This window comes from Mariniphaga sp. (assembly GCF_041687215.1).
Taxonomy (GTDB): Bacteria; Bacteroidota; Bacteroidia; order Bacteroidales; family Prolixibacteraceae; genus Mariniphaga.
Window position 1 is genome coordinate 46,837 of the sequence record NZ_JAWLCI010000016.1, and the last position, 24,855, is coordinate 71,691.

General features: G+C 39.7%; 15 protein-coding genes and 3 tRNA genes. 14 read left to right on the forward strand and 4 right to left on the reverse strand.

The annotated features are described in order from the left end of the window. The 4 genes from ACESMA_RS08030 to ACESMA_RS08045 all read left to right on the forward strand — a co-directional run. Positions 1-3,237, forward strand: a 3,237-nt coding sequence (locus ACESMA_RS08030) for a contractile injection system tape measure protein (protein WP_372948279.1), incomplete at its 5' end; no start/stop codon positions are given. Between the two features lie 34 nt (positions 3,238-3,271). Beyond that, complete coding sequence (locus ACESMA_RS08035) at positions 3,272-5,584, forward strand: glycosyl hydrolase family 18 protein (protein WP_372948280.1); 2,313 nt, start codon at positions 3,272-3,274, stop codon at positions 5,582-5,584. Between the two features lie 18 nt (positions 5,585-5,602). Beyond that, on the forward strand, positions 5,603-7,594 hold the full coding sequence (locus ACESMA_RS08040) for a hypothetical protein (RefSeq protein WP_372948281.1): 1,992 nt from the start codon (positions 5,603-5,605) through the stop codon (positions 7,592-7,594). A gap of 15 nt (positions 7,595-7,609) precedes the next feature. Next, a complete protein-coding gene (locus tag ACESMA_RS08045; protein WP_372948282.1) occupies positions 7,610-8,068 on the forward strand; it encodes a hypothetical protein in 459 nt (152 codons plus the stop codon). A 21-nt stretch (positions 8,069-8,089) separates the two neighbouring features. Here ACESMA_RS08045 and ACESMA_RS08050 read toward each other — a convergent pair whose 3' ends face one another. The 3 genes from ACESMA_RS08050 to ACESMA_RS08060 form a co-directional block, all read right to left on the reverse strand. Then, on the reverse strand, positions 8,090-9,121 hold the full coding sequence (locus ACESMA_RS08050) for a hypothetical protein (RefSeq protein WP_372948283.1): 1,032 nt from the start codon (positions 9,119-9,121) through the stop codon (positions 8,090-8,092). A 127-nt stretch (positions 9,122-9,248) separates the two neighbouring features. Continuing rightward, complete coding sequence (locus tag ACESMA_RS08055) at positions 9,249-10,274, reverse strand: hypothetical protein (protein ID WP_372948284.1); 1,026 nt, start codon at positions 10,272-10,274, stop codon at positions 9,249-9,251. A gap of 133 nt (positions 10,275-10,407) precedes the next feature. Next, positions 10,408-11,472, reverse strand: a complete 1,065-nt coding sequence (locus tag ACESMA_RS08060; RefSeq protein WP_372948285.1) for a DUF4157 domain-containing protein — start codon at positions 11,470-11,472, stop codon at positions 10,408-10,410. 142 nt (positions 11,473-11,614) lie between these two features. On the opposite strand from ACESMA_RS08060, the gene ACESMA_RS08065 reads away from it, so the two are divergent. The 4 genes from ACESMA_RS08065 to ACESMA_RS08080 all read left to right on the forward strand — a co-directional run bounded on the left by ACESMA_RS08065 (position 11,615) and on the right by ACESMA_RS08080 (position 17,123). Next, positions 11,615-11,687: transfer RNA gene (locus tag ACESMA_RS08065), tRNA-Lys, on the forward strand. 50 nt (positions 11,688-11,737) lie between these two features. Next, a complete protein-coding gene (locus ACESMA_RS08070) occupies positions 11,738-13,183 on the forward strand; it encodes a glycosyltransferase family 2 protein (protein ID WP_372948286.1) in 1,446 nt (481 codons plus the stop codon). Between the two features lie 73 nt (positions 13,184-13,256). Further along, a complete protein-coding gene (locus tag ACESMA_RS08075; protein WP_372948287.1) occupies positions 13,257-14,258 on the forward strand; it encodes a DUF4922 domain-containing protein in 1,002 nt (333 codons plus the stop codon). A gap of 456 nt (positions 14,259-14,714) precedes the next feature. Beyond that, the gene (locus ACESMA_RS08080) at positions 14,715-17,123 is read left to right on the forward strand and encodes a PAS domain-containing sensor histidine kinase (RefSeq protein ID WP_372948288.1); all 2,409 of its coding nucleotides are present in this window, start codon (positions 14,715-14,717) and stop codon (positions 17,121-17,123) included. A gap of 4 nt (positions 17,124-17,127) precedes the next feature. Here ACESMA_RS08080 and ACESMA_RS08085 read toward each other — a convergent pair whose 3' ends face one another. After that, on the reverse strand, positions 17,128-18,243 hold the full coding sequence (locus ACESMA_RS08085; protein ID WP_372948289.1) for a stage 0 sporulation family protein: 1,116 nt from the start codon (positions 18,241-18,243) through the stop codon (positions 17,128-17,130). Positions 18,244-18,335: 92 nt separating this feature from the next. Here ACESMA_RS08085 and ACESMA_RS08090 point away from each other — a divergent pair, with 92 nt between their 5' ends. From ACESMA_RS08090 to ACESMA_RS08115, 6 genes are all read left to right on the forward strand, one after another. Beyond that, on the forward strand, positions 18,336-18,755 hold the full coding sequence (locus ACESMA_RS08090) for a DUF1761 domain-containing protein (protein ID WP_372948290.1): 420 nt from the start codon (positions 18,336-18,338) through the stop codon (positions 18,753-18,755). A gap of 107 nt (positions 18,756-18,862) precedes the next feature. Continuing rightward, complete coding sequence (locus ACESMA_RS08095) at positions 18,863-19,810, forward strand: DUF4105 domain-containing protein (protein ID WP_372948291.1); 948 nt, start codon at positions 18,863-18,865, stop codon at positions 19,808-19,810. Positions 19,811-20,127: 317 nt separating this feature from the next. After that, positions 20,128-21,264 carry an ATP-binding protein gene (locus ACESMA_RS08100; protein WP_372948292.1) on the forward strand — a complete coding sequence of 379 codons (1,137 nt, stop codon included), beginning with the start codon at positions 20,128-20,130 and terminating at the stop codon, positions 21,262-21,264. 90 nt (positions 21,265-21,354) lie between these two features. Next, on the forward strand, positions 21,355-23,937 hold the full coding sequence (mutS, locus tag ACESMA_RS08105) for a DNA mismatch repair protein MutS (protein ID WP_372948293.1): 2,583 nt from the start codon (positions 21,355-21,357) through the stop codon (positions 23,935-23,937). A 232-nt stretch (positions 23,938-24,169) separates the two neighbouring features. Continuing rightward, a tRNA-Gly gene (locus ACESMA_RS08110) sits at positions 24,170-24,242 on the forward strand. A gap of 82 nt (positions 24,243-24,324) precedes the next feature. Further along, positions 24,325-24,408, forward strand: a tRNA-Leu gene (locus tag ACESMA_RS08115). Positions 24,409-24,855 lie beyond the last annotated feature (447 nt).

The window sequence follows — 24,855 nt, forward strand, 5'->3', positions numbered from 1 at the left end:
GTTCTCGATCCTGATATCAACTTAATTGCAGAGGTTATCCTAAGAAACAAAGGAACCGACCCAATTTTAATGATGGCCGAAAGTTCGTTGAAACAACTTCAGGGTGAAAAAAGCAAATTTCCAACTAAGTCTGAAAATCAATCTTTAAGCATTGAACAACTGGTGGAATTTTTAAATGCCGGGGGTGAAAACCTTAATTCATGGAACTTAGAATTGTTGAAGGAGGAGATCTTTTTGGCCATTCGGAGCAGTGAAAAAAGAGAGCAACTTATCGAACAACTCACTGAATCGGGTGCTTCTTTTCTGGTTGGGCTATTTAATCCCGAAAGCGACGACTCACTGTATAAATTAATTCGCGCATTCACTCAAAATATTGCAACTCAATTCCATGCAAAATTTTCGGGAGAAACAGAAAAGCAGATAACCTATTTTGTGACAGAGGCAATTTTGTACTGGCACGAAAATTCTGCCCGGAAACTGGATAATGAAGAATTTGTTTTGTTCCTGATTTACAGTGCCGGACTTGACATTTCAGAAATTGGCAGAAGTCCTGAATTTCATAAATTTATTCATTCGGTAGAAAGCATCGGACCAAAAAAGATGCTTCAGGTTGTGGAAGACGAAAAACATTTTACTGAAATTTCTGGCATTCGTAAATTGCTTTCAGATAGCGAAGTGCTAGCCAATCAGGATTCCCGGATTTTAAGTCCCGACTCCTTTAAGGACAATGAACTTTCGAAGGTTTACAAAAAGAAAATTGTTCTTTATTATCTGTCAAATGGGAGCCTGCCGGAACCTTTCAGCCGTTTTAATCTGAGTGAGGTTCAGCAGATTTTTCAGGAATTGATTCAGCAACGCGACGATTTCCTGGCCCAAAAAATTAAAAATACTGAGGGATTGAAAAGTCTGTCTGAACGGATAAAATTTCTGGTACCCGATGGCAAACAGGATTTACTGGAAGATTATTTCCTTCATTTTTTTCAGGAAGTATTTGGCGGGTTGTCAAAAATTATGGATGAAATATCGCAGCAATTCGATTTGGGAGAGAAAGTTTGGATTAACAAAAAACCGGTTCAAAATGAAATATTTATGCAGGCAATGGCCGAAAGCGGAGGTGAAAACCTGCAAGCTGTTTTCAGGTCGGTTGCCCTGGAGTTTTTAATTGCTGGATTGGCAAAAGAGTTCAGGATTCCTGACAATCTTCGCCACCTGGTCGATGATGAATCGGACAAAAACCGGATAAAAACCGCGCTGGAGAAAGATTTGAATTTGCTTGTTAACCAGGTACGTTTTGCTAAAACCGGTGTTCGGTTTTCAGGAAATGCTGTGGAAGAAATAGTTAAAAAAATTGCCTTTTATGCGCATTTAAACCAGCAACTTTTTCTGGAATCCATTCAAAAATACACCAGCGATCAGGAACTGGTTTTCACTTTATTGAAGTTCTATTTGCCTGAAAAACAGTGGAAAACTGTAAGTAAAACTTTATCACCGCTTGCAGGCTTCGAAAAGTTTCAGCAAAAAACTGATTCAAATGATTATCTTTTTGAAAACAAAAAGTTTGAACAGTATCGGACCGCACTCCGTTCTTTTTTTTCCGGAACTTTTTCAGGAAAACTAAATGCAGAATTTTGGAGGTCGGTCGTTGAAGAATTTGCAATTCAGGCTTTTGTGCAGGAAAAAAAGCTAACCTCAGAAACATTTGCAAAAACATTTTTTAGCCATCTGCTCCAAAAATTAAAAGCGGTTCATAAGCCGGAATTGTTTTATCCCGTTATTGAAAAAATGCTGGATTCAGGTTCAAATGAACTCATAGAACTGGTTGAATTGTGGAAAGCCCCGGATAAATCTGAACCAGTTGTAAACGTAAAAAATGAACCGGAAAAGCAGAATCAGGTTAAGGCATTGGAGCATCAACTCGGGATTCTGGATTTTTATGCACAACATGGTTTTTTGCCTTGGTGGGCAGGTCAGCTAACTTTTCCGGAAGTGATAAATAACCTTCAGAAACTTGCCGGAAAAATTCCCGGTGAATTTGAAGAAAGCCTTTTGTTGGCAGAAAAGGAATCCCAAATTTTTGAAAAGCTGGCCGGCAGAATCCCGGAATCTGCATGTTTTGAAATTGACAGGTTAATTGCCGGAAGCAAGGAATTGAAATTAAAATGGGAAAAGGTTTTTCAAAACCAAAAAAACAAATCAAAGATTCACGATGAACCCGGGAGAGTGCCTGAAAAAACAGAAGGTCAATCGGACATTAGCGATATTGATGATTTTCTTGAAAAAGCAGCAAAAAACACCGAATTATTATATAAAGGTCTTTATTTTTTAACCGATGATCAGATTCTGAATCAGTGGTTAAAAGAGAACCACGAAATTGCAGAACAAATTCAATCGTATCTGAAACTCGGCCCGTATTTTTATTTCAGAAATATAACTCCCGAGCAATGGAGAGAGGCAGTTTATGCGTTTTCACTGGATTTTTACAAGGAAAATTTAAAGCGTTCCCAGAATCAGTTTCATACTGAATTTTTAAAGTTTATAAAAAGACAATACCCACGTGTAAACTGGAATGAGGTTTTAAGATCGGTTTACTACAAAGTTCAGCAACCTGAATTAAAGCAAGAGGTTGTTTTTCCTGCTGAATTAGTCCGCTTACTGAATTTAAAAACCGGACTTCCAGATCATATAAAAGAGCTTAATAAAAAAATGGAAACTATATTTTCTGATGAAGATTCCGGGGTTGGAATTAAAGTGTACAATGCCGGGCTTATTCTGTTCTGGCCGTTTTTAACCCGCTTGTTTGAGCATCTTTCGTTTGTAAAAAATGGGGAGTTTGTACATGCTGAATTCAAAAACAGGGCGGTTTATCTTCTTCAATACTTGATTTTTAACGAAACCGATTTCCCGGAATACGAGCTGGTTCTCAATAAAATACTCGCCGGAATGTTGCCAGAAGATCATCTGGATCCGTTTGTCACATTAACGGAAGAAGAAAAAGAACTGGCCAGCAGTTTATTGCACGGGCTGATAAATAATTGGGAAAAAGTTAAATCCTCAACTCCTGAAGGAATCCAGGAAACCTTTTTACAGCGGGAGGGAATTTTGAGATTTAAAAACGGGGAAGTTTACCTGGATGTAGAAAAAAAGGGGGTTGATATCCTGGTAAAATCAATTCCCTGGAATATATCACTGATAAAACTTCCGTGGATGAAAAAAACAATGCATGTGGAATGGGTGTGAAAATGAAAATAGTATTTATTAAAACTGAAATCAAGTGAATAACCGGACAGGTATAAAAAAATCAGTTTATAAAATAAGGTGGGCAATCCTCTTGTTTATTGTTGCTTTTCAATTCGAAATGGCAAAAGCCCAGGATTCAATTGCTCCGGCAACAGTTGTGATTGATACTACCCTATCGTTTGGAAAGGGTGATTTAAACTTTATCCAAAAAATTATTCAACCCATAAAATTCAGAAATAACAGAAACCGGAATGAAAAAGAACGGATTTATAATTTTATGCAGAATCTGGTTGAGAAAGGAAAACTGAAAGTAGATTCTGCTACTGTTTATGACATTATGGATCAATTGGATACCATTACGATGAACAGTGCAACAATCAGCAAAAGCATTGATGCTATTGTGACCAATTATAATCTGGACAAAAAAGCCTCGAAAGAAATTATTGATTCTCTGAAAATGCAAATAGAGACAGTTATTCAGGAGATTGTAATAAAAGACAAGGAAAGTAAGGCAAAACAGGAGTTGCTAAACCGGAACAATGATTTTTTGAAACAAATTCGTGAAATTCAGTTTTCAAGTGATTTGGGAACTGATGAACCCGATAGTTTAGCTGACAAAAAGAATCAGATAAGAAAAAGGTTAACTACCAAAACTAATGTAATTGGGTGGCATAATCCTTGGAACAAAACGGAATATTTAAATTACAATTACAGCTATCTGTCGGCTATTAATTTGTATGGTTATGAAATTGGGGCCAACGGCAGAATCAGAAACCTGCAGGATTTGGCAGAGTTTCAGAAGCCTGGTGGGGTTATCGACCTGGCTCACCGGAAAAATTGTGATGTGCACCTTACCATATACAGCAAACTTCCGGCTGTTATCAATCAGTTTTTGAATAATGAAGTTGCCAAAAAAACATTTTTGAATGAACTGGATGCAATTATCTCAGATCAAAAACTGACTGGAGTAAATATATACTTCGATTTTATCAATTCGTCTGACAGACATGTTTTTCTACAATTCATCCGGGATGTCCGCCAGTTTCTCAACAGCCGAAATGACCTTATTCAGTTAAATATTTCAATTCCGGCAGTGAAAGACGATGAAAGTTTATTTAAAATAGGTGCATTTAACTTTTTTGAGCTGAATCAGTTGGTTGATTATTATTTTGTACTGACTGATGAACTGACAAGTGTAAACAACAATATAGCACTAACACCCAGTCCGTTATATAACAGCGATAAATACGGACAACGTACCATTGAATCCACCGTTAATTTTTACAGCAACGGAAAAATCCCCATTTCAAAACTGATTGTAACGCTTTCTTACTTGGGTATTGAATGGAATGTGGAAGATTTTGCGGGAATAACGGTTAAAGGAAATGCAGGAAAGCAGTTGAAATACAATGAGATTGTTGAAAGGTATAAAAACAATCAAAAGTTAGAGCGGACTATTGATGAGGGGATTGATTCCAGTCAGGTTGCTGCATATTTGAACATTAGTGTTCCTTCAACATATGAGCAGGGAAAATTCAACAAAAAACAGGTATGGTATGAAAACAGCAACAGTTTATACCAGAAATACAACTGGGTGCTTGAAAATAATTTGGGTGGAGTGGCCATTCGCGGATTGGGTTACGACGATGGGTATTCCGAATTGTGGGATGTTTTGGGAATTTCTTTTGTTACAATAGACTCAGTTGCTAACAAAACCGAAAATGAAAAGGTTCAGGAATTTTGCCCCTGTTTGTACGATTCCCTGAAAAACACTACGCTGGAGAATAGTATGGAAGTGCTCGAAATTACCAATTGGAAAGAAGTCTGGTCACACTTTCAGCATTATAAAAGGATAAATCCTGATTCAAGTTATCTTAAAATATTTGCAGCAGATTACCGCCTTGCAGAAATTTCTGACCTGAGATATGCCAAAAATGTACCTTATACCGGCGATGACAAAACAATTCTCGAAAACATGGAAGCTTGCTGGGATTTAATTAGCAGGTGGTATGTTTATTCCAGAATTCTGTTTGGAATTACCCTGCTCTTTGGATTGATGGCAGTATTCATTAATTTCTCAAGAAATTTTCTGTATCGGTTTCAACTTGGAGGCGTAACCATTCAGGTTATTCTGATAGCAACATTTTGGCTTTCAGTTATTATAGCCTTACTGTCTCTGTTATTGGGACTGTTTTTAGAACCAGACCTGGATTCCATCGGCGCCGGCAACCAGGGAGAATCAAACTTTTGGATTTTGATTCAGGCTGCTATTATTGGAATTGTTCTGGGAATTATTTTCAAATCATCCATCATTAAAAATAAGTATAAACAGAAAAATCAGCCCTGATTTTTAAAAGAAAGATATATGGCGACTCACGCTGAAAAAACACAGGAAAATAAAAGTCCGCTGGTTGGGCAGGTTACTTCCCGGAAAAACGCAGGCGGTGAGTCCCTGTTTCAGTTTGTTGATAATCGCCCGGAAACTGCTGTCCAAAGAAAACTCCGGGAAATGGCGAATAACAGCCAGCAGGTAAATCCTGTAATTCAGCGGGTAGAAAAAAACATCATTGTTACCGGCGTGTCTCATCTGGTTAAAATGAACAAAAAAAGTTTGCATGCCAGCGATGATGAAATGGAAATTTTTCACGGACAGGAACTGGTAATTGAAACGGGTAGTAAAGTCAGATCGAGGCGGGGCCCAAACCAGGAAATTTACAAGGATGAAGACGCAGAAGGCGAACATATTTACAACTGGTTTAAGGTAATCAGCGTTGAAGGAAAACCGATGGAACCAGGGTTTTATATCAGAGAGGATGTTTTTGAGGACGTGAAAGCTGAAAAAGGGAAAGGAAAATTTGTCAAAGGTTTGGGCACTACAAATACGGTGGTGGATGAGATAACCAAAGTACCGGCCACATTAATTGGTAATGAAGGAATTACCGGAGTTGCCGATGCATTAAACGATAAAACGGTTTTTACGAACACCGGTGGTGGATCTGGTGCATCAAGTGAGGATAAAATTCATGCTGCCAACATGGGTATTGTTGGGGATTCCATAACCGGAATTACCGGATTGCTGGCCATGGCCAACGGTTTTGTTAGCTTAGGTGATCCGGAAGCCTCCACCGCCGATTTAATCGAAAAAGCATTGGAAATTGAGCAAGGCGGAATGAAGACGGGTGAAGCCATTTCAAAATTGGTTCACACGGCATCCGGCTCCGAAAACCCGACTGTTGCGAGTGCGTTTGGTTCTGCTTTCGAGGGGTTTGGCGCAGCATTCGCCGGCATTAAAGAGGCTTTTGTCGGAATGCGACAGCTTGTGGAACTGATTAATGAACACCAGGATTATTCAACTCCCGAAAAAGCAAAAGCTGCCGGAGAAATTGCCATTCATGCCATGGAAACCGCAAAAAGCATTGTTTTATCCGTAAAGGCTTTTATGGAGTTGGTAAATGGTTCTGCTTCAGGACAGTTAATGGCTGCAGTTCCCGGATTGGACATTGCGATTTCAGGGGTAAATATTATCATGGAAGCCTATTATCTGATTATTTCCAACAACAGCCGGAAAGAAATGAATGACCAGCGAAAACTGCTGGCAAACAATAGTAAAGAAGATAAAGACAAAATGAAGGAAGCTTCATCAAATTACAGAAAATATGATGCCGCCATTTCAAATAAAAAGAGAATTATTGAAAAATATGAGAAAGAATTAGCAAATCCCGGCAAGAAAACCGATAAAGGGAAATTGCAAAATGAAATCAACAGGTTAAAGTTGGAAATTGCCGAACTCGAAACCTATAAACATGAGCTTTCACGTGAAGATGTTGCCGAATTTACATTAGCTACAGAATTAAAGGATGCAAATAAGAAAAGAGTTGTGAGGCAGGGAATTCATATTGCCACCGAAATGGCAAAAATAGCAGGAGCAATAGCCACTTTAACCGGTGTTGGAGCCATGGGTGGCGGAGTTGTAAAAGGGGCGGCAGCGGCAACCGACCTTGCTTTGCCTGTAACCCGGTTTGCAAAACAAAAGGCAAGAAATTCAAAAGCAAAAAAAGAGGCAAAAGCAAATTTGAATAAAGAGGATGTTTTAAAGAAAGGAAAGTTTTATAATCTGGATACATCAAAATCGAGCTATGCTAAAAATGATTTCAGGGTGAAACAGGTGAAATATTTAATCCGATTAATTGTAGATTTGGCGTACAAAGATCCGGTAAAGGATAAAAAGGATTTTGACAAAGTAAAACGGTATCTCAAAGCTTCGGGAGTAAATGAGGGGAAACTTTTTTCAAAAAACGGCGATCCGCAAAAGCAAATCAGTATTTTGCTACAAGCTTTTCAGCAGAGAGAACTATAAAAATTGTAAATGAAAATGGATGATTTAACATTACTTCGCGGGATTCAGGGCAATCTGGAGAAAATAGAATATGAAAGTAAAATTTTACCGAAAAGCGAAACCGGTTCGTGGGATATGATTTCGGTAAAATTCAGAAATAACCGGGAAGAAGCTCAAACTTTGGTAATTAATCTGATGCCATTAAGTAACGATTTGGAAGGTTCTTCTTTTATCCAGTTTTATTATGAATATCCTTTTTTTATCCCTTCGCCTTGCCCGGGTGAATTAAAAACGTTGATTCAAAATGTAAACCGCAAGTTACCACTGGGGCATTTCAATACCAACTTGGCCTGGAGCCAGATTTACTTTAAATACGTTTTGGCATTGTCCACTAAAACCAGTTTACTTGCTGACCAATTGAGCGATATTATGGACACGATCATTTATTCCATTCAGCATTTCGAGAAAGATTTTTCCGTTTTTAAAAAAGAATAATGTTCGAATTTTACCAGAAATTTAATCGATTTTGAACAGCATAAATAACACAAACCAGGCAATAAAAAAGGTCAGCGGGAAAAGGTATCTCAAAATCCGCATCAGCATATTATTCGTCTCGTTTCCTTTATCACTGTAAAGCCTGTAATTAATAATAACGGCCAAAATTCCGAGGAATATAAAAACATATCCTATAATGATGATGGTTTCGATAAAAGTTTGATACGGCAGTTCCGGCAAAATGGAAGCCGAATAAAAGTTAAACGCCACAACGGTTAACATGAGCGTGAAACCAATGCCGATTTGTGTGCCGAAATCCCTGATCCAAAAAATAACAAATGATGCCATGATTATAATGAACAAAGGAAACAACACCTGCCAAAGGTAATATCCGGTTAATCTTTTAGCTTTAATTTCGAATTCAGCTCTCGAGTAATGAGGGTTTTCAGGATAGTTTTCAGGGTAAGGATGGGCTGAAATTTCTGCAGTCTTCCCGGTAATATTCCATTTTTCAACGAACGAGTTACTTTCTGTTTCAAAAAACAAAGTCGGATTGGTAAAAACCAGATAGTTGTTGTCGTACGAAAATGCTTCAACCCGAACCTTAAAGTTTTGCGTATCAAACGGGAAATTTCTGAAATTCATATAGGTGCTGAACGTTCCGAAAAATCTTTCGTCGTAAATAATTGTTCCATCCGGATGGATTTCAATGCTGATGCCGGGTTTTTCAATTTCACCCTGCACATTCATTATTTCAATGGTTGGGAACCAGATTTTTGTGTTTATAAACTCTCTTGCCCTGTCGTTTTCATACAGGCGGGGGCCGGAGATGGAATCTGTACCACTTTGTTTCAACCTTTCATCAACCCAGGAGTATTCGAGGTAACCGTCAATCTGGTAGGTTTCATCCACTGTGTTGATGTTGTATATTTTATTGATGTACAAATCAACCGAAATTTCCACAGGAAGATTTTCGGGCGGAAAAATCAGGTTTTTGTTTTCGGAAAATGCACTAAATGAGAAAAATAGCATAAATACTATTAGCGAAGCCACATTAACAATCTGTGTTTTTGGGAATGAATTGAAATACAAAATCTTTTTTTTCGTTAAATTATGATTTTCATTATTATACATCGCGTTTCTCATTATTTTCCTGTTATTTCTGGTTTAATATTTTTATTTAATGTTTGAGAGGAAGAATATCTCCCGTTGCATCAATATGTTCGCCTTGCATAACCCTTGGGTTGGCTTTGTAATCTTCCGGCTTGAATTCCAGTATATCACTTGCCGGCATGGATTGTAACGCCTGTTTAACAAGTTGAAGCACCGTAGTCACATCCAGCCCGCGTTTCATTACATCATACAACACATTGGTGGCTGATGAAGGCATATTACTCATCAATGCATCGGTTTCCGCGAATGAACGAATAACATGTTCTTTCCAGGCTTCTGCATTCGCGCCGGGAATAAGTGGTTCAGCTTTTCGTTTTCCTCGTTTTTGTGCTTTAGGTTCCGGAATTGGTACAGGATTCGTCTTTCTGATATATTTTCCCGGAATATGCTTTGTTGTTCGGTATGCCCGATCAGAAGTTCTGCTATCAGGGTCAATCTCCTCGTGTTCAATAACATCCCTCGGAACTGCAATTTTCAATACTTCTGCAGGCCCTGGCTTGGGATCTTTCCGGCCAAAAGGTGAATCACCCTGAAAATGCCGCTGATAATCTTCGGCCAATCCACGATTTCGGGTATAATGAACCTGGCCTCTGGAATGTTTTTCAAATTCAGTGTTGCCCGAAGCAGCCCCTGTTCCGCCACGATTAGGGTCAAGCCCTTTGGTGACAATACTTTCTGTATTTTCTGATTTTGTAGCATGATAGGAATAGGTATCCCATGCAGCAATTGCGGCACCACGCAGGAGGATTTTTAGTTCAGCGCCTGTTATCGCGGCCTTCCCAGCGTTGGTTTCACTTTTTCCCGGTGGAAACCAGCCTGGATTTGTGAGGTCATTAACAACCTCCTTTCCCTTGCCATTACGCTGTATTACATTATCCGCCACATGTATTCCATCAAATTTTCCCTGCAGCAGATTTTCTTCCTCTATTCTCTGTTTTTGAACGGAATTTTTAGTTGGGCTATTTGCAATAGCCTGAAGTTGTAAGGCTTGATTTTTCTGAGGGCTGGTGAATGCCATTTTTTGCAGTTTCATTTGTGTGGAGGTTTCGGGGCGGTGTTGTCAACAAATTGGAAAGAAGCTTCTCCACCCTTCGATTTTTGCGTTATCCCATTTATAACTACCTGATTCTTTTTATCCTGTGTTTTATTTGAATGAGTGGTCATGGTTACTTTCCAATCTTATTTTTTTTGTCAGGTTCACCGTATTGTGCTCTAAATCTTTCCGCTGCAAGTCTTGCAATTTCCGGGCTTGTATAAGGCAAGTCAGGATTTTCAGCTTTAATCTCGTCCTTATATTGATTGTACAAATCGAATTCACCTCTTTCATGATGTTTTCCCCTTCCCATTTGAATTGGCTTTGATGAAATATTATCAGCCAATTTCTGGGAGGCCCTTAACTGATTCACATTTGTCCTATTTTGCACCTTTCTTAGTGTATCTGAAACTATTCGATTCGTGGTAAACTGCAAAGCTTTTCCACCCATCACATCCGCTTCCTTTTCCAACCCTTTATCATCGTTCACATTCACTTTTCCCTGCAACTGCATGGTCGGTTTTACGCGGCCCTGCTTTTGCTGTACCACATGCCACGCTTCGTGGGGCAAATGTTTTTCCTGGCCCGGCGCCAGATGAATATCGGTTCCCTGCGCGTAAGCATGGGCTTGCATACTTTCGGGTTTATCAGAATTGAAATGCACCTGAACGTCGTCCATTGTAAGGCCGGAAAGACTCTCAATTCCGGATTTGAGGTTATCCGGAAGACCGGTATCGTTTTCCTGCTTCTGAACCGGTTCAAATTTTCCCTGAAGCAGTTCTTCCTCTTCAATTCCCTGCTTTTGCACAGTATGGAAATTTCCCTGAAGCAGCTCTTCTTCCTCCAACCCTTTTTTCTGAACAGGTTTAAATTTTCCCTGCAACAATTCCTCTTCTTCAAGAGGTTGTTTTTGAACGGTTAGGAATTTCCCCTGTAAAAGTTCTTCTTCCTCAATTCCTTGTTTTTGTATGGGACTTTCTGCCTGGCTGTTTGCAATAGTTTTTAATTGCAATGCTTGATTTGCATGAGGACTGTTTAGTGTCATTTTTTGCAGTTGAATTTGTGTTGTGGTTTCGGGTCGGTTATCTACAAATTGAAATGCAGGTTCGCCATTCTGGCTGGAATTCTGTTTCTGAGGCATTTTGTTTGTAACCACATGGTTTTTACTGTCCTGTGTTTTGTTTGCATGAATATTCATAATCATTCATTTAATGGTTTCCGACAAAAGTTTACAAAATACTATTTTGTCTTAAATGATATCAAGATACAACAAATCAGTCATATTTGTTTCAAAATGAAAGGAAATAATTGTGTTTGTTTTTACTATTTTTGCAAGAAAACGGCTTGTAGCTCAGTTGGCAGAGCAGCTGACTCTTAATCAGCGGGTCCAGGGTTCGAATCCCTGCAAGCCGACAAAAATTGCAAACCTTTAATCTCAGTGAAGAATGGAAATAAAATACCAAATGAATAAAATAGATTGTTTCATTGCTTTTACCGGACAGAAAAAAACCCGGGAAATGTCTATGCTTTTAAATGCAAATGCGCTGGTAAACAACGTTTTTGTAATTTGTCCGGAAGCAGTTGAGATACCCGGTATTGAAACACTTGTTGTAGAAATGCCTTTTTCTTCAAAAACCATCGAATTAATTGCAAAGAAATCTTCTGCAACATATAGCTTATTGGCTTTAAACAATTCGCCTGTTGAATTGGGGCAGTTTGCCATCTCCAGGTTGTTTCAGGTAGCCGAAAATACAGGAGCAGCCATGGTTTATGCCGATTACCGCGAGGTGAAAAACGGTGATGAAACCGCCCATCCGGTAATCGATTACCAAAAGGGAAGTTTGCGCGACGATTTTAATTTTGGTCCGGTGCAGTTTTACCGGACGGATGTATTGAAAAGTTTTTCAGAAGAGAATTTTCAATTTGCCGGTTATTATGCACTGCGGCTTCATGCGGCAAGGTTGGGCGAACTCGTCCGTGTTCCCGAGTTTTTGTTCACCATGGTGGAAACCGACACCCGAAAATCGGGCGAAAAACAGTTCGATTATGTGAGTCCCTCTGCCCGTGAAAAACAGATTGAAATGGAAAAGGCTTGCACCAGTCACCTGAAAAAAATAGGTGCATTTCTTTCTCCTCCGTTTAAAGAAGTTGATTTTTCAGAATATGAATTTCCGGTGGAAGTTTCGGTGATTATTCCGGTGCGAAACCGGGTGAAAACCATTAAAGATGCGGTGGAATCCGTGTTAATTCAAAAAACGGACTTCTGGTTCAACCTGATTGTGGTGGACAATTATTCCACTGATGGAACAACCGAAATACTTCAAAAATATGCCGGCGAAGGCATGTTGATTCACCTTGTTCCTGAACGAAAAGATTTGGGAATTGGCGGGTGCTGGAACGAAGGAATTTTTCATAAAAAATGCGGTCGGTTTGCCGTGCAACTCGACAGCGACGATTTGTATGCCAGCGAAAATACTCTGCAAACCATTGTGGATAAATTCCATGAAGAAAAATGTGCCATGGTAATTGGCAGTTACCAAATGACCAACTTCAAATTGGAGGAAATTCCACCCGGATTAATCGACCACAGGGAATGGACTTCTGATAACGGGCCAAATAATGCTCTGCGTATTAACGGTTTGGGTGCTCCGCGTGCATTTTACACACCGGTTTTACGCGAAATAAAAGTGCCCAATGTAAGTTATGGTGAAGATTATGCCGTGGGACTGGCCATTTCGCGAACATACAAAATAGGACGGATTTATGAACCGGTTTATCTTTGCCGCCGCTGGGAAGACAATACCGATGCCTCGCTGGATATTGCCAAACAGAATGCGCACAATTTGTATAAAGACCGCATTCGGACCATTGAATTGCTGGCACGGATGAAACAAGCAGGCAGGGATTAACAGGCACAATTTTCGTTCAGACCTTGAAGGTTTCAAAAACCTTCAAGGTCTGAAATAAAAAAAGAAAACTGACATGTTAGAGCAAAGAATAATTTCATCTTCGGAACTTTCAAAATTCGGCCCGGTTTCCACGCTGAACGAACAGGCTTTTGCTCTGGTAAAACAGCAACGTGAAACGTGGGAACTTGTTCGGAAAAATTACGAAGCGCTTTCCGATGTGCAAACCCGGAGTTTTGATTTCGGGCATTTTAAAATTATTGCCCAGCACAATCCGGGGCGAATTCGTTCTTCGGCAGCAAAAGTAGATTCTAAAAGCATTTCCGAACGCCCGTGTTTTTTGTGCCCTGAAAATCTGCCGCCAGAACAAAAAGCACTTAATTTTCAGAACAAGTTTCTGATTCTGGTTAATCCGTTTCCTGTTTTTCCGGTTCATCTTACCATTCCGCTTCTTGAACACAGGCCACAAGAAATTTTAAATTTTTTTCCTGATATGCTGGAACTTTCCCGCCAGTTGGAAGATTTCACCGTTTTTTACAATGGCCCACAGTGTGGTGCTTCGGCTCCCGATCATTTTCATTTTCAGGCCGGAAACAGAGAATTTTTGCCCATTGAAAATGAACTTGAAACTCTGGAAAAAAATCACTCAGAAGTTCTTGTTCATAAGCGAGGGTTGAAAATATTTGCAGTTAAAAATTATTTGCGGAGGTTTGTGTGCATTGTTTCTTCGCATCGGACAGAATTATTAAATACTTTCCATCATGTATATTCTTCTCTGCCAGAGAAAAACGGAAACGAACCCATGTTGAATATTTTATGCTTTTTTGAAAAGGAAGAATGGAGGGTGATTATTTTTCCTCGTGAAAAACTCAGGCCATCTCATTTTTATGAAATAGCTGAAAAACAAGTGGTTGTTAGTCCGGCGGCAGTTGAGTTGGGAGGAATTATGGTATTGCCACGGCAAAAAGATTTCGATTCTATTTCGAACCAAATCATTTCAGAAATATATAACGAAGTAACATTACCTTTTCCCGGATTTGAGCATTGGATAAAATCGTTCTTAAATGCTTACCGGTAATTAAATCTTTTTCACTGCCGAAACTCCAAATTGCTGAAATTTATATTTATATGTACATTTTAGCTTGTTTGTTTTTAATAAAATTTATTTTTGCACCGTGAAAATTTAGCAAGTTCAAACTTGGTGTGATTTACAAAACCCGATTTTAAAACAACCCGGTGAAACCTTTTAAAAAATTAGGTGTGTATTTAAGCTTGGTTTTATTTTAGAGGTTTTCATCTTATTTATAGTGATAAAGACATGAATGCAGAAGAAATTTTAGGGGCGCTACCATTTCATTACTATATTATTGATTTAAAGAAAAAGATTATAGTTCAGACCAATGATTCGAAAGTGAAGCCGGGGGAGAATCCTTGTTTTATCCAGCTATTTTTTAAGGAGAATCCTTGCAAGGAGGTTAACGGCAAATGTATTTGTCAACAGATACTGGAAAAGGATTCCAAAGGAAGTTTCATCTTGGAAAACAAGGAAATTGAAGCGAAAAAGTATTATAAAGCGGAAGTTAAAAAGCTGGAAGGCGATTTGGTTTTGGTCAGTTATTCAAATATTACCAACGAAACTATTTCTGCCAAAGAAATGAAAATAAACGCCCGAAGAATGAGCCGGGCTGAGAAACTGGCTTCTTTTGGTTCGTGGGAAATTGATTTGCAGACTAATATGATTTTTGGAACAAATGGTGCCGCAGAAATTTATGGCATCAAATCCAAATCTATGCCGTTGGATGAGCTAAAAAAGATTGCTTTGCCGGAATTTCGCGGCGTACTTGACGATGCCATCCATGAATTAATCGCAAAAGGAAAAACATACAATGTCAGGTATAAAATAAAACGCCCCAATGACGGCCAGATTCGTCATATTCATGCCATTGCCGAATACAGGGAAGATAAAAACATGATTTTTGGTGTTGCAAATGATATAACTGAAGTGGTTAATTCCCAGGGTGCACTCCATGAAAGCTTAACTGACCTAAATCTTGCACAACAAATTGCCCAAATAGGAAACTGGAAATTCGATCCGGAAAACCGGAACCTGCAATGGTCAGATCAGGTTTTGCAAATTGTTGAAAAAAAGAATATTCCGGCTTCGCCTGTTATTGAAGATTTTAAGCATTTTACCGGGGAAGAACATTACAAACTATTCAAAAATGCCATACAATCTGCAATTATTGAGGGCAAACCATTTGAACATCAGTTTCAGATAAATGGCGAAAATGGCCCTGACAAATGGATTGAAATTATTTGTAAGCCCGATGTAGAAAAAGGCCCAAATGGTCATTTTCTGCGTGGTACCATTCAGGATATTTCATCGGGGAAAAAGACAGAGAATGAGTTAAGTAAAATCAATACCCTGCTAAATACGCTCATTCAGAATTTGCCCGATGCCATTTATATGAAAGATATAAACTACCGCAAAATAATTTCAAACAAAGGAGACCTGATTAATTGCGGAGCGAAGAGGCCCGAAGAGGTAATTGGCCTGACGGATTTTGACATTTTCCCAAAAGAAATGGCCGAAAAGTATTTTGAAGATGACCAGCAGGTTATCGAACACGGGAAAACCATTTTTAACAGGGAAGAAGAATTGCCGGGGAACCCCAAACGCTGGATTTTAACCACCAAAGTTCCGTTAAGAAATAAAAACGGTCAGATTATTGGCCTTGTTGGAATTGGGCATGATATTACCAGCCGGAAACAAATGATGGAGGAGTTGGAAGCAGCCAAACAAAAAGCTGAAGAAAGCGACAAACTCAAATCACTTTTTTTAGCCAACATGAGTCACGAAATCCGCACTCCGCTCAATGCCATTCTTGGTTTTTCAAATCTTATAACCTCCGGAGAACTGGAACAGGAAAAACTGGAATATTTCGGAAAAATTATTGAAAGTTCAGGACAAAGACTTACTGCCGTAATCGATGATGTCATTGATATTTCTCTCATTCAGGCGAAACAATTAAAAGTTGATCAGAAAGCTTTCAGCATCAACGATCTGCTTGAAGAAATATACGAAATGTATAAAAGTCAAAAATCTGAAAAACTTCAGAATATTGATTTTACAGTTGATTATTGTGGAACGCCTGATCACGATATGCTGTGGTCTGATAAAAACCGGTTATTCCAGGTTCTTCGCAATTTGCTCGATAATGCATTTAAATTTACTGAAAAAGGGCACATCAGATTTGGATGCTATGAATCTTCTTCCGAAGAAATGGTTCTTTTCGTTGATGATTCCGGAATTGGTATTGAAGAAGGAAAAACTAATATTATTTTTGAATCGTTCAGGCAGGCACAGGAAGGTTTTTCGAGGCAATATGAGGGAACCGGACTGGGGCTGGCGATTGTTTCGGGAATAGTTGAGCGCCTGAAAGGAAAAGTTTGGGTAGAATCGGAATTGGGTGTGGGGTCTCGTTTTTATGTATCTGTTCCCCGGGAAATGAAAGAAAAAACTGTTGTTAAAAAAAATATGGAAAAGCAACCTGAGAAAAAAGAAACTTTAAACGGAAAAAAAAGAATTGTTTCTTTTGAAGATGATCCATCGAGTATTGAATACTTGAGAAGTGTGGCTACTTTGCTTGGATGCAATCTGGTGAATTTTGAAGAACCACCGGGTGGCATTGAATACCTGCGCCAAAACGGAGCCGATTTGGTTTTAATGGATGTTCGGATGCCGGTAATGAACGGGTTTGAAGCAACCCGGATTATTAAATCTGAATTTCCTGATTTGCCCGTAATCATTCAAACCGCCTATGCCATGAAAGGCGACATGGAAAAAGCATTTCAGGCCGGATGCGACGATTACCTGGCTAAACCCGTTGCATTTAAAGACCTGAAAGAAAAAATTGAAAAGTTCACGAACCAGAATAATTAGGGATTTAGTTTTTATTAAGTTTTATTTTTGGTCGCCGGTTTTTAAGGTTGCTCTTTTTTCTGCGGTTTTTGTTTTTCCCGGGTTTTTTCTTTTCAAACCGGTCCATACTTTCATTATTCATGGTTTGCCAGCCTGGTTCCTCATCGTTTGAAATTTCTTTTTTGGGCAATTCCGGTTTCTGCCCCTTTTTATTTTGCTGAATAATGTCTTTTACCTCTTTTAATGAAAGGGCGAATGTTCCTGAGGTTGCATTTCCTTCAATGGTAAACCAGATTTCTTTTTTCAGGTAATCTGTTTTTAAAGGTTTGGCCAGCCCTTTGGCCATTTCAAGGTATATCAATTCTTCCGGAAATTCCTGCCTGGCTTCCATATAAACATCCAGTTCGTAAAGCAGGCAACATTTCAGTTTTCCGCAGGCGCCGGCCATTTTTTGGGCTGAGGGTGAAAGTCCCTGTTTTTGCGCTGCATCCGACGAAATGCTGGAAAAATCAGTTCGCCAGCTCGAGCAGCACAACTCCCGGCCACACGAACCAATGCCGCCAATTAAACCTGCTTCCTGGCGAGCCCCAATTTGTTTCATCTCTACTTTTATTTTGAACTCGTGGGCATAATGTTTAATCAGTTCGCGAAAATCCACCCGCCCATCGGCAATGTAGTAAAAAATGGCTTTTTTGGCATCGCCCCGGTATTCCACCTCGCCAATTTTCATGTCGAGGCCCAGGTCGGCTGCAATTTGCCTCGCCCTTACCAGCGTCAGTTTCTCCCGGCCACGCGCTTCGTTCAGCACCTGCAAATCGTTTTCAGAAGCTTTCCGGTAAATGGTATTCAAGGTGTAACGCCGAGGGTTTTTCACTTTACGTTCAAACTGCTTGTCAGCCAGGTAACCGGTAAGCGAAACTTCTCCCACATCATGTCCGGGCGAGGTAGCCACAACCACCTTGTCGCCTCTTTTAAGTGGGATTCCTTCGGTATTCCTGTAAAATTCTTTTCGTGTGGTTTTAAACTTAACTTCAACTATATCAGATTGGTCTGATGTATCTGGTAAATCATTCAGCCAATTGTAAACATCAATTTTTTCTTCAGTATTTATAGTATTGAACGAGCATCCTGCACAACTCATATCTTCCCCTTCTTTTATATTTCTCGGGGCAAAGATCGAAAAAAAGATTGAAATGTCGTAAATTATACCAGTCTAATTTAAAATGAACAATTATGGAACCATCTGAAGTATTTGGAAGCATTAACTATCTGGCCGTTATTGTGGCCGCTCTTAGTTCGTTTATTGTGGGCTGGATTTGGTATGGCCCTTTATTTGGGAAAACCTGGATGAAACTACATGGTTTTACTGAAGAAGAATTGAAAGACAGTAGCATGTCTATGCCGGTGATAATGGTGGTTAATTACATTGCAACTGCATTGGCAGCGCTGGCAATTGCTATGTTTATTGGCCCTGAAGCCACAGCGGGTTTTGGGATTTTTGCCGGATTGATGATTGCCATATTCTGGATTGGCACTAGCCGGTTAAACGATGTACTTTACGAAAAAAAGCCCTGGGGTTTATTTTTTATTAATGTGGGCTACAATACGGTAATTTACGTTATTATGGGAGCAATTCTCGGTGCCTGGCATTAATCATACAGAATTCCTGCTGTAGAAAAAATCAATACCAAAAAACATTTCAATTGCAGAATTCTTTTTGGTTTCTGCTTTTTTGTTCCTTTAAAGGAAAATTATAATCGATGAGAATTTCGTACCTGACGTTTTTGTTAAGTCTGTTCTTTTTATTTCAGGAAAATTCTTCCACTGCCTTTGTGCTGTCCCAACAGGCAGAAATAAGTGTTTTAACCTGCAGTCCCGGCAATGAACCCTATTCGGTTTACGGGCATTCTGCCATTCGCGTAAAAGATGTTACATACAATTACGATGTGGTTTTTAACTATGGAGTTTTCAATTTTAATACCCCCAATTTTATATATCGGTTTGCGAGCGGACAAACCGATTATTTGCTTGGCGCTTATGAGTTTTCCACTTTTGCTGAGGAATATATAACCGACCAAAGAAGCATAGTTGAACAAATTTTGAATGTTACCCCGGCTGAAAAACAAAAAGTTTTTGATTTCCTGCTTTGGAATGCCAGGGAGGAAAACAGAATTTACCGTTACAACTTTTTTTTTGATAATTGTGCTACCCGTATTCGTGATGTTATTCAGGAACAAACTGACGGAGAAGTTATATTTCCTGAAAACTCCCAAAATCAAAAAACTTTTCGGGAATTAATTAAAAAGTATCATTCAAAATTATTGTGGCTGAATTTTGGAATCGATCTGGTTGTTGCTGCGCTTTCAGATCAAAAAGCATCGGTTTTCGAGGAAATGTTTTTGCCCGATTATCTTATGAAACATTTTGCACATGCAACACTAAAAAGCGAAAATGAAATAAGACCGCTTGTAAAATCCACGCATGTTATTTACCAGGCCCCCGAAATGAGGTATAAAAGTTTAAAAATAGCCAGTCCTGCAGTAATTTTTGGTATTTTGCTTTTTGTTGTGGGTTGGATATCTTTTAACCAATACAGAAAAAGAAAAATAAATTACAAATTAGACTACCTTATTTTTGGGTTCTACGGATTTATGGGGGTAGTTATATCGTGGTTTGTTATCCGGCCATGTCTCCAAATTACAATCTGATGTGGGCCATTTCCTTACATTTAGTTTTTGCAATACTCTGGAAAATAAAAAGATGGAGGCCGGTTACCCGGTATTATTTTATTCTGGTTACCGGTTGGTTGTTGTTTTTTGTTTTATCTGGCATCTTTCTTCCACAAAAATTCCATGTGGTATTTTATCTTATAAGTTTAATGGTGTTATGCCGGGCTGTATTAAATGTTGTTTTTCTTTTTAACTGTAAAAATTTTATATGAATATTTATGGTCAACCGTAAAAATTTAGTATAAATATTTATGGTCAACCGTAAATTTTTGTATTTTTGAAATAAATATTAGACAATGATTTACCGGTATATTCAAAAAGGATGTTTGAACCACCTGGCAAAAAGCAGGAAAATAATGCTGATTTATGGCCCCAGACAGGCAGGGAAAACTACACTTGTGAAAAACCTGGAGAAAGAATCGGGATTAAGGGCTTTGTATCTTTCAGCAGATTTGAGTAAAAATGAAAACCTTTTAATACAGCGCGACTTAAAAGTTTATTCTGATCTCACTGAAGGATACCAGCTGCTAATTATTGATGAAGCGCAACGTGTGCCGGATATTGGCTTGGTTTTAAAAATTATGTATGATGAAATGCCGCACCTGAAAGTTATTGCAACTGGCTCATCTTCATTTGATTTGGCTAACAGTGCTTCAGAACCGTTAACCGGACGGAAACGGATTTTTCATCTGCTCCCTTTGTCATTGGAAGAGATTTCCGATGAAAAGAACAAATATGAATTTGATCAGCAACTGGAAGATTTATTGATTTACGGATTGTATCCTGAAGTTTACACTAGCAGTTCGAATGAAAAAAAGGAAATGCTGGAAGACATTAGTGAATCGTATCTTTTCAAAGATGTTTTGCAACTGACAACAGTCAAATATATAGCCAAAATAAGGGATTTGCTCCGTTTGATAGCTTTTCAGGTCGGGCAGCAGGTTTCCATTCATGAGTTAACCAACAAACTGGGGATTAACCGCGAAACTGTTGAACGATATATTGATTTGTTGGAAAAAGCGTTTGTAATATTCCGGCTTCCTGCATTTAGTCGTAATCCACGAAATGAAGTTTCCAAAATGGATAAAATTTATTTCTACGACAATGGTATAAGAAACATTTTAATCGACAATTTAAAACCATTTGATTTGAGGACTGATGTCGGGAATCTTTGGGAAAACTTTATTGTAGCTGAACGCAGGAAACAAATACTATATCACAGAAAAAATGTACATTCTTATTTTTGGCGAACCTATTCAGGTACAGAAATAGATTACGTAGAAGAGACGGATACAGGCCTTGCAGGTTATGAAATTAAATTGAACAAAGATAAATTCAGAATTCCCAAAGCCTGGAAAACCGAATATAATGGAGAATTAAAACTCATTAACCGCAAATGTTACCTTGATTTTTTGTTGAAAAATATTGACTGAACCAGCCCCTGAATATTTTCGTTGGGAAAACCAAACCACTATCTTTGTTTCCCGATGACAGAATCGAGAAAATATGTGGAAACGCCCTTGATGAAGCAGTATTACAAAATCAAGGACAAACATCCTGATGCCGTACTGCTTTTCAGGGTAGGCGATTTTTATGAAACCTTTGGCGAAGACGCCATAAAAACGGCCGAAATTTTGGGCATTACACTCACCCGCCGCGCAAACGGCGCAGCCAGTTATGTGGAACTTGCCGGGTTCCCGCATCATGCCATCGACACTTACCTTCCCAAATTGGTTCGTGCCGGGCAGCGAGTAGCAATTTGTGAGCAGTTGGAAGACCCGAAACTCACCAAAAATATTGTGAAGCGCGGCATAACTGAACTGGTAACTCCTGGTGTTTCCATCAACGAAAACATCCTTGAAAACCGGGAAAACAACTTTCTTGCATCGGTTCATTTCGATAAAAAAATGGCTGGGGTTGCCTTTCTCGATATTTCAACCGGCGAATTTTTAACTGCCGAAGGAAATTACGAATACATTGACAAGCTGCTCAGTTCTTTTCAACCCAAAGAGGTTTTATTTCAGCGGGGCAGAGGTCAGGAATTCACCGAAATTTTCGGGAATAAATATTACACCTACAACCTTGATGATTGGGTTTATACAAGCGATGCTGCCTCCGACCGCCTCATCCGTCATTTTGAAACCACTTCGCTGAAAGGGTATGGCATTCAAAATTTTTCTTTGGCTATTATTGCTTCGGGTGCGATACTTCACTACCTCGACCTGACCCAACATCATCAGATAAAGCATATTACAGGATTAAGCCGGATTGAAGAAGAACATTACGTTTGGCTCGACCGGTTTACCATTCGTAACCTGGAACTTTTTGCGCCCATCCACGAAGGGGGAAAATCGTTACTCCAGGTAATTGACAAAACCATTACACCCATGGGGTCGCGCCTGTTGAAACGCTGGATGGCACTGCCTTTGAAAGACATTGGTCCGATTAACGAGCGACTCGATGCCGTGGAATTTTTTCTGAAACACCCCGAAATAAAGGAAAATCTGGAAGACCATCTGCGGCAAATTGGCGATTTGGAACGGTTGGTTTCCAAAGTGGCTGTGGGGCGTATTAATCCGCGTGAAATGGTGCAGGTGAAAAATGCGCTGAACGCCATTGCTCCCATTAAACAGGTTTGTGCCGATGCAGAAAATGAAACATTGAACCGGTTTGCCGAACAGTTGAATTCCTGTAGCCTCATCCGCGACCGCATTCAGAAAGAAATTGTGGCCGACCCGCCAACAGCCGTAAATAAAGGAAAAGTGATTGCCGAAGGTGTTTCGGAGGAACTTGATGATTTGCGCAAAATTGCCTGGTCTGGTAAAGATTACCTGGTTCAGATGCAAAAAAGGGAAAGTGAAAAATACGGCATTTCGTCGTTAAAAGTGGGTTTCAATAATGTTTTCGGTTATTATATTGAAGTGCGAAATACACACAAAGATAAAGTTCCGTCTGAGTGGATTCGGAAACAAACCCTGGTGAGCGCCGAACGCTACATTACTGAAGAATTAAAAGAATACGAATCAAAAATTTTGGGGGCTGAAGAAAAAATTCTGACTCTCGAAACTCAACTTTTTAATGATTTGATTCTGGCGCTGTCAGAATACATTTCGGCCATTCAGTTAAATTCAAATATTCTGGCTAAAATTGACTGCCTGATTTCGTTTGCCACATGTGCCAAAAGTTATGGTTATTACAGACCAGAAATAAACGACAGTAATGAAATCGATATCAAAGAAGGCCGCCATCCGGTTATCGAGCACCAGTTACCCATAGGCGAATCGTATATTGCCAACGATGTGCATCTCGATCAGGAAGAACAACAGATAATTATTATCACCGGACCAAATATGGCGGGTAAATCAGCGCTGCTCAGACAAACTGCACTGATAACGCTTCTGGCACAAATGGGAAGTTTTGTTCCTGCGCAAAAAGCCAAAATCGGTTTGGTGGATAAAATTTTTACCCGTGTTGGAGCCTCCGACAACATTTCGCTTGGCGAATCCACATTTATGGTGGAAATGAACGAGGCAGCCAGCATTCTGAACAACGTCTCAGACCGAAGCCTCATTCTTTTCGACGAACTGGGGCGAGGAACATCTACTTACGACGGCATTTCCATTGCCTGGTCCATTGTGGAACATTTGCACGAGCATCCACGCGCCAAAGCAAAAACGCTTTTTGCCACCCATTACCACGAGTTAAACGAAATGGAAGGCGCTTTTCCGCGGGTGAAAAATTACAACGTTTCCATTAAGGAAGTGGGCAATAAAGTAATTTTCCTCCGCAAACTGGTTCGGGGCGGAAGCAACCACAGTTTTGGTATCCATGTTGCAAATATGGCCGGCATGCCTAAATCGGTTACCAAACGTGCCGAACAAATTCTGAAAAAACTGGAAGGAAGCAAAGAAAAAGAAAACCTGGCAAAACCGCTGGGGGAAATCGGCTCCAAACGCGAAGGCATGCAACTCAGCTTTTTTCAACTGGACGATCCGGTTCTAAAACAAATTCGCGATGAAATTGCCCATCTCGATATAAACAACCTTACACCCATTGAAGCATTAAACAAACTCAATGAGATTAAAAAACTGGCCGGATTGCGCTGAGGTTATGTCAACCTTACAATTCAGGGGAATTTTTTTTTAATATTTTGCGATAACAAAAAATTAGCAATATATTTGCATCGCTTTAAAAGCGGGTTCTTTAACAAAAAAAATAATGCGAGAATACCTGCCAGCAGGCAGGCAGGGCTCATCCCGATAGTTATCGGGAGGTAGAGCACGATCCGCCAGATGGCGGATTTGGGTCGCGGGTTTTTTAAAAAATAGTGATAATATTGCGAGAATAGCTCAGTTGGTAGAGCACGACCTTGCCAAGGTCGGGGTCGCGGGTTCGAGTCCCGTTTCTCGCTCAGGGAGAGAGAAAGGGGACGAGAAGCCTGTCCCGATGACTATCGGGAAGTCCCGTTTCTCGCTCTTTTTTTATTTAAGGATGCCCGGATGGTGGAATGGTAGACACGTTGGACTTAAAATCCAATGGCCATTATGGCTGTGGGGGTTCAAGTCCCCCTCCGGGTACTTTTTTTAAAATTTTGCGAGAATACCTGCCGGCAGGCAGAGCATCCCGATTTATATCGGGAGGGTCGCGGGTTCTGTAAAAAATAGTTATATTAATGCGAGAATAGCTCATCCCGATAGTTATCGGGAGGTAGAGCACGATCCGCCAGCTGGCGGATTTGGGTCGCGGGTTCTGTAAAAAATAGTGATAATATTGCGAGAATAGCTCAGTTGGTAGAGCACGATCCGCCAGCTGGCGGATTTGGGTCGCGGGTTCTGTAAAAAATAGTGATAATATTGCGAGAATAGCTCAGTTGGTAGAGCACGATCCGCCAGCTGGCGGATTTGGGTCGCGGGTTCTTTAAAAAATAGGGGTGCAGTTCTCATATTACGCAGTTAATTTTGTATAATACCTTTCAGAAAATTCATTCCAAAATCCTTTCCACCTGTTGGATTTTACGACTGTTC

Bases quoted from the DNA above. Each gene is read 5' to 3' on its own strand.
- ACESMA_RS08100 (WP_372948292.1), top strand. From the start codon at position 20,128: ATGATTTACCGGTATATTCAAAAAGGATGTTTGAACCACCTGGCAAAA.
- ACESMA_RS08045 (WP_372948282.1), top strand. From the start codon at position 7,610: ATGGATGATTTAACATTACTTCGCGGGATTCAGGGCAATCTGGAGAAA.
- ACESMA_RS08040 (WP_372948281.1), top strand. From the start codon at position 5,603: ATGGCGACTCACGCTGAAAAAACACAGGAAAATAAAAGTCCGCTGGTT.
- ACESMA_RS08085 (WP_372948289.1), bottom strand. From the start codon at position 18,243: ATGAGTTGTGCAGGATGCTCGTTCAATACTATAAATACTGAAGAAAAA.
- ACESMA_RS08095 (WP_372948291.1), top strand. From the start codon at position 18,863: ATGAGAATTTCGTACCTGACGTTTTTGTTAAGTCTGTTCTTTTTATTT.
- ACESMA_RS08060 (WP_372948285.1), bottom strand. From the start codon at position 11,472: ATGAATATTCATGCAAACAAAACACAGGACAGTAAAAACCATGTGGTT.
- ACESMA_RS08075 (WP_372948287.1), top strand. From the start codon at position 13,257: ATGTTAGAGCAAAGAATAATTTCATCTTCGGAACTTTCAAAATTCGGC.
- ACESMA_RS08090 (WP_372948290.1), top strand. From the start codon at position 18,336: ATGGAACCATCTGAAGTATTTGGAAGCATTAACTATCTGGCCGTTATT.
- ACESMA_RS08070 (WP_372948286.1), top strand. From the start codon at position 11,738: ATGAATAAAATAGATTGTTTCATTGCTTTTACCGGACAGAAAAAAACC.
- mutS (WP_372948293.1), top strand. From the start codon at position 21,355: ATGAAGCAGTATTACAAAATCAAGGACAAACATCCTGATGCCGTACTG.
- ACESMA_RS08055 (WP_372948284.1), bottom strand. From the start codon at position 10,274: ATGAAACTGCAAAAAATGGCATTCACCAGCCCTCAGAAAAATCAAGCC.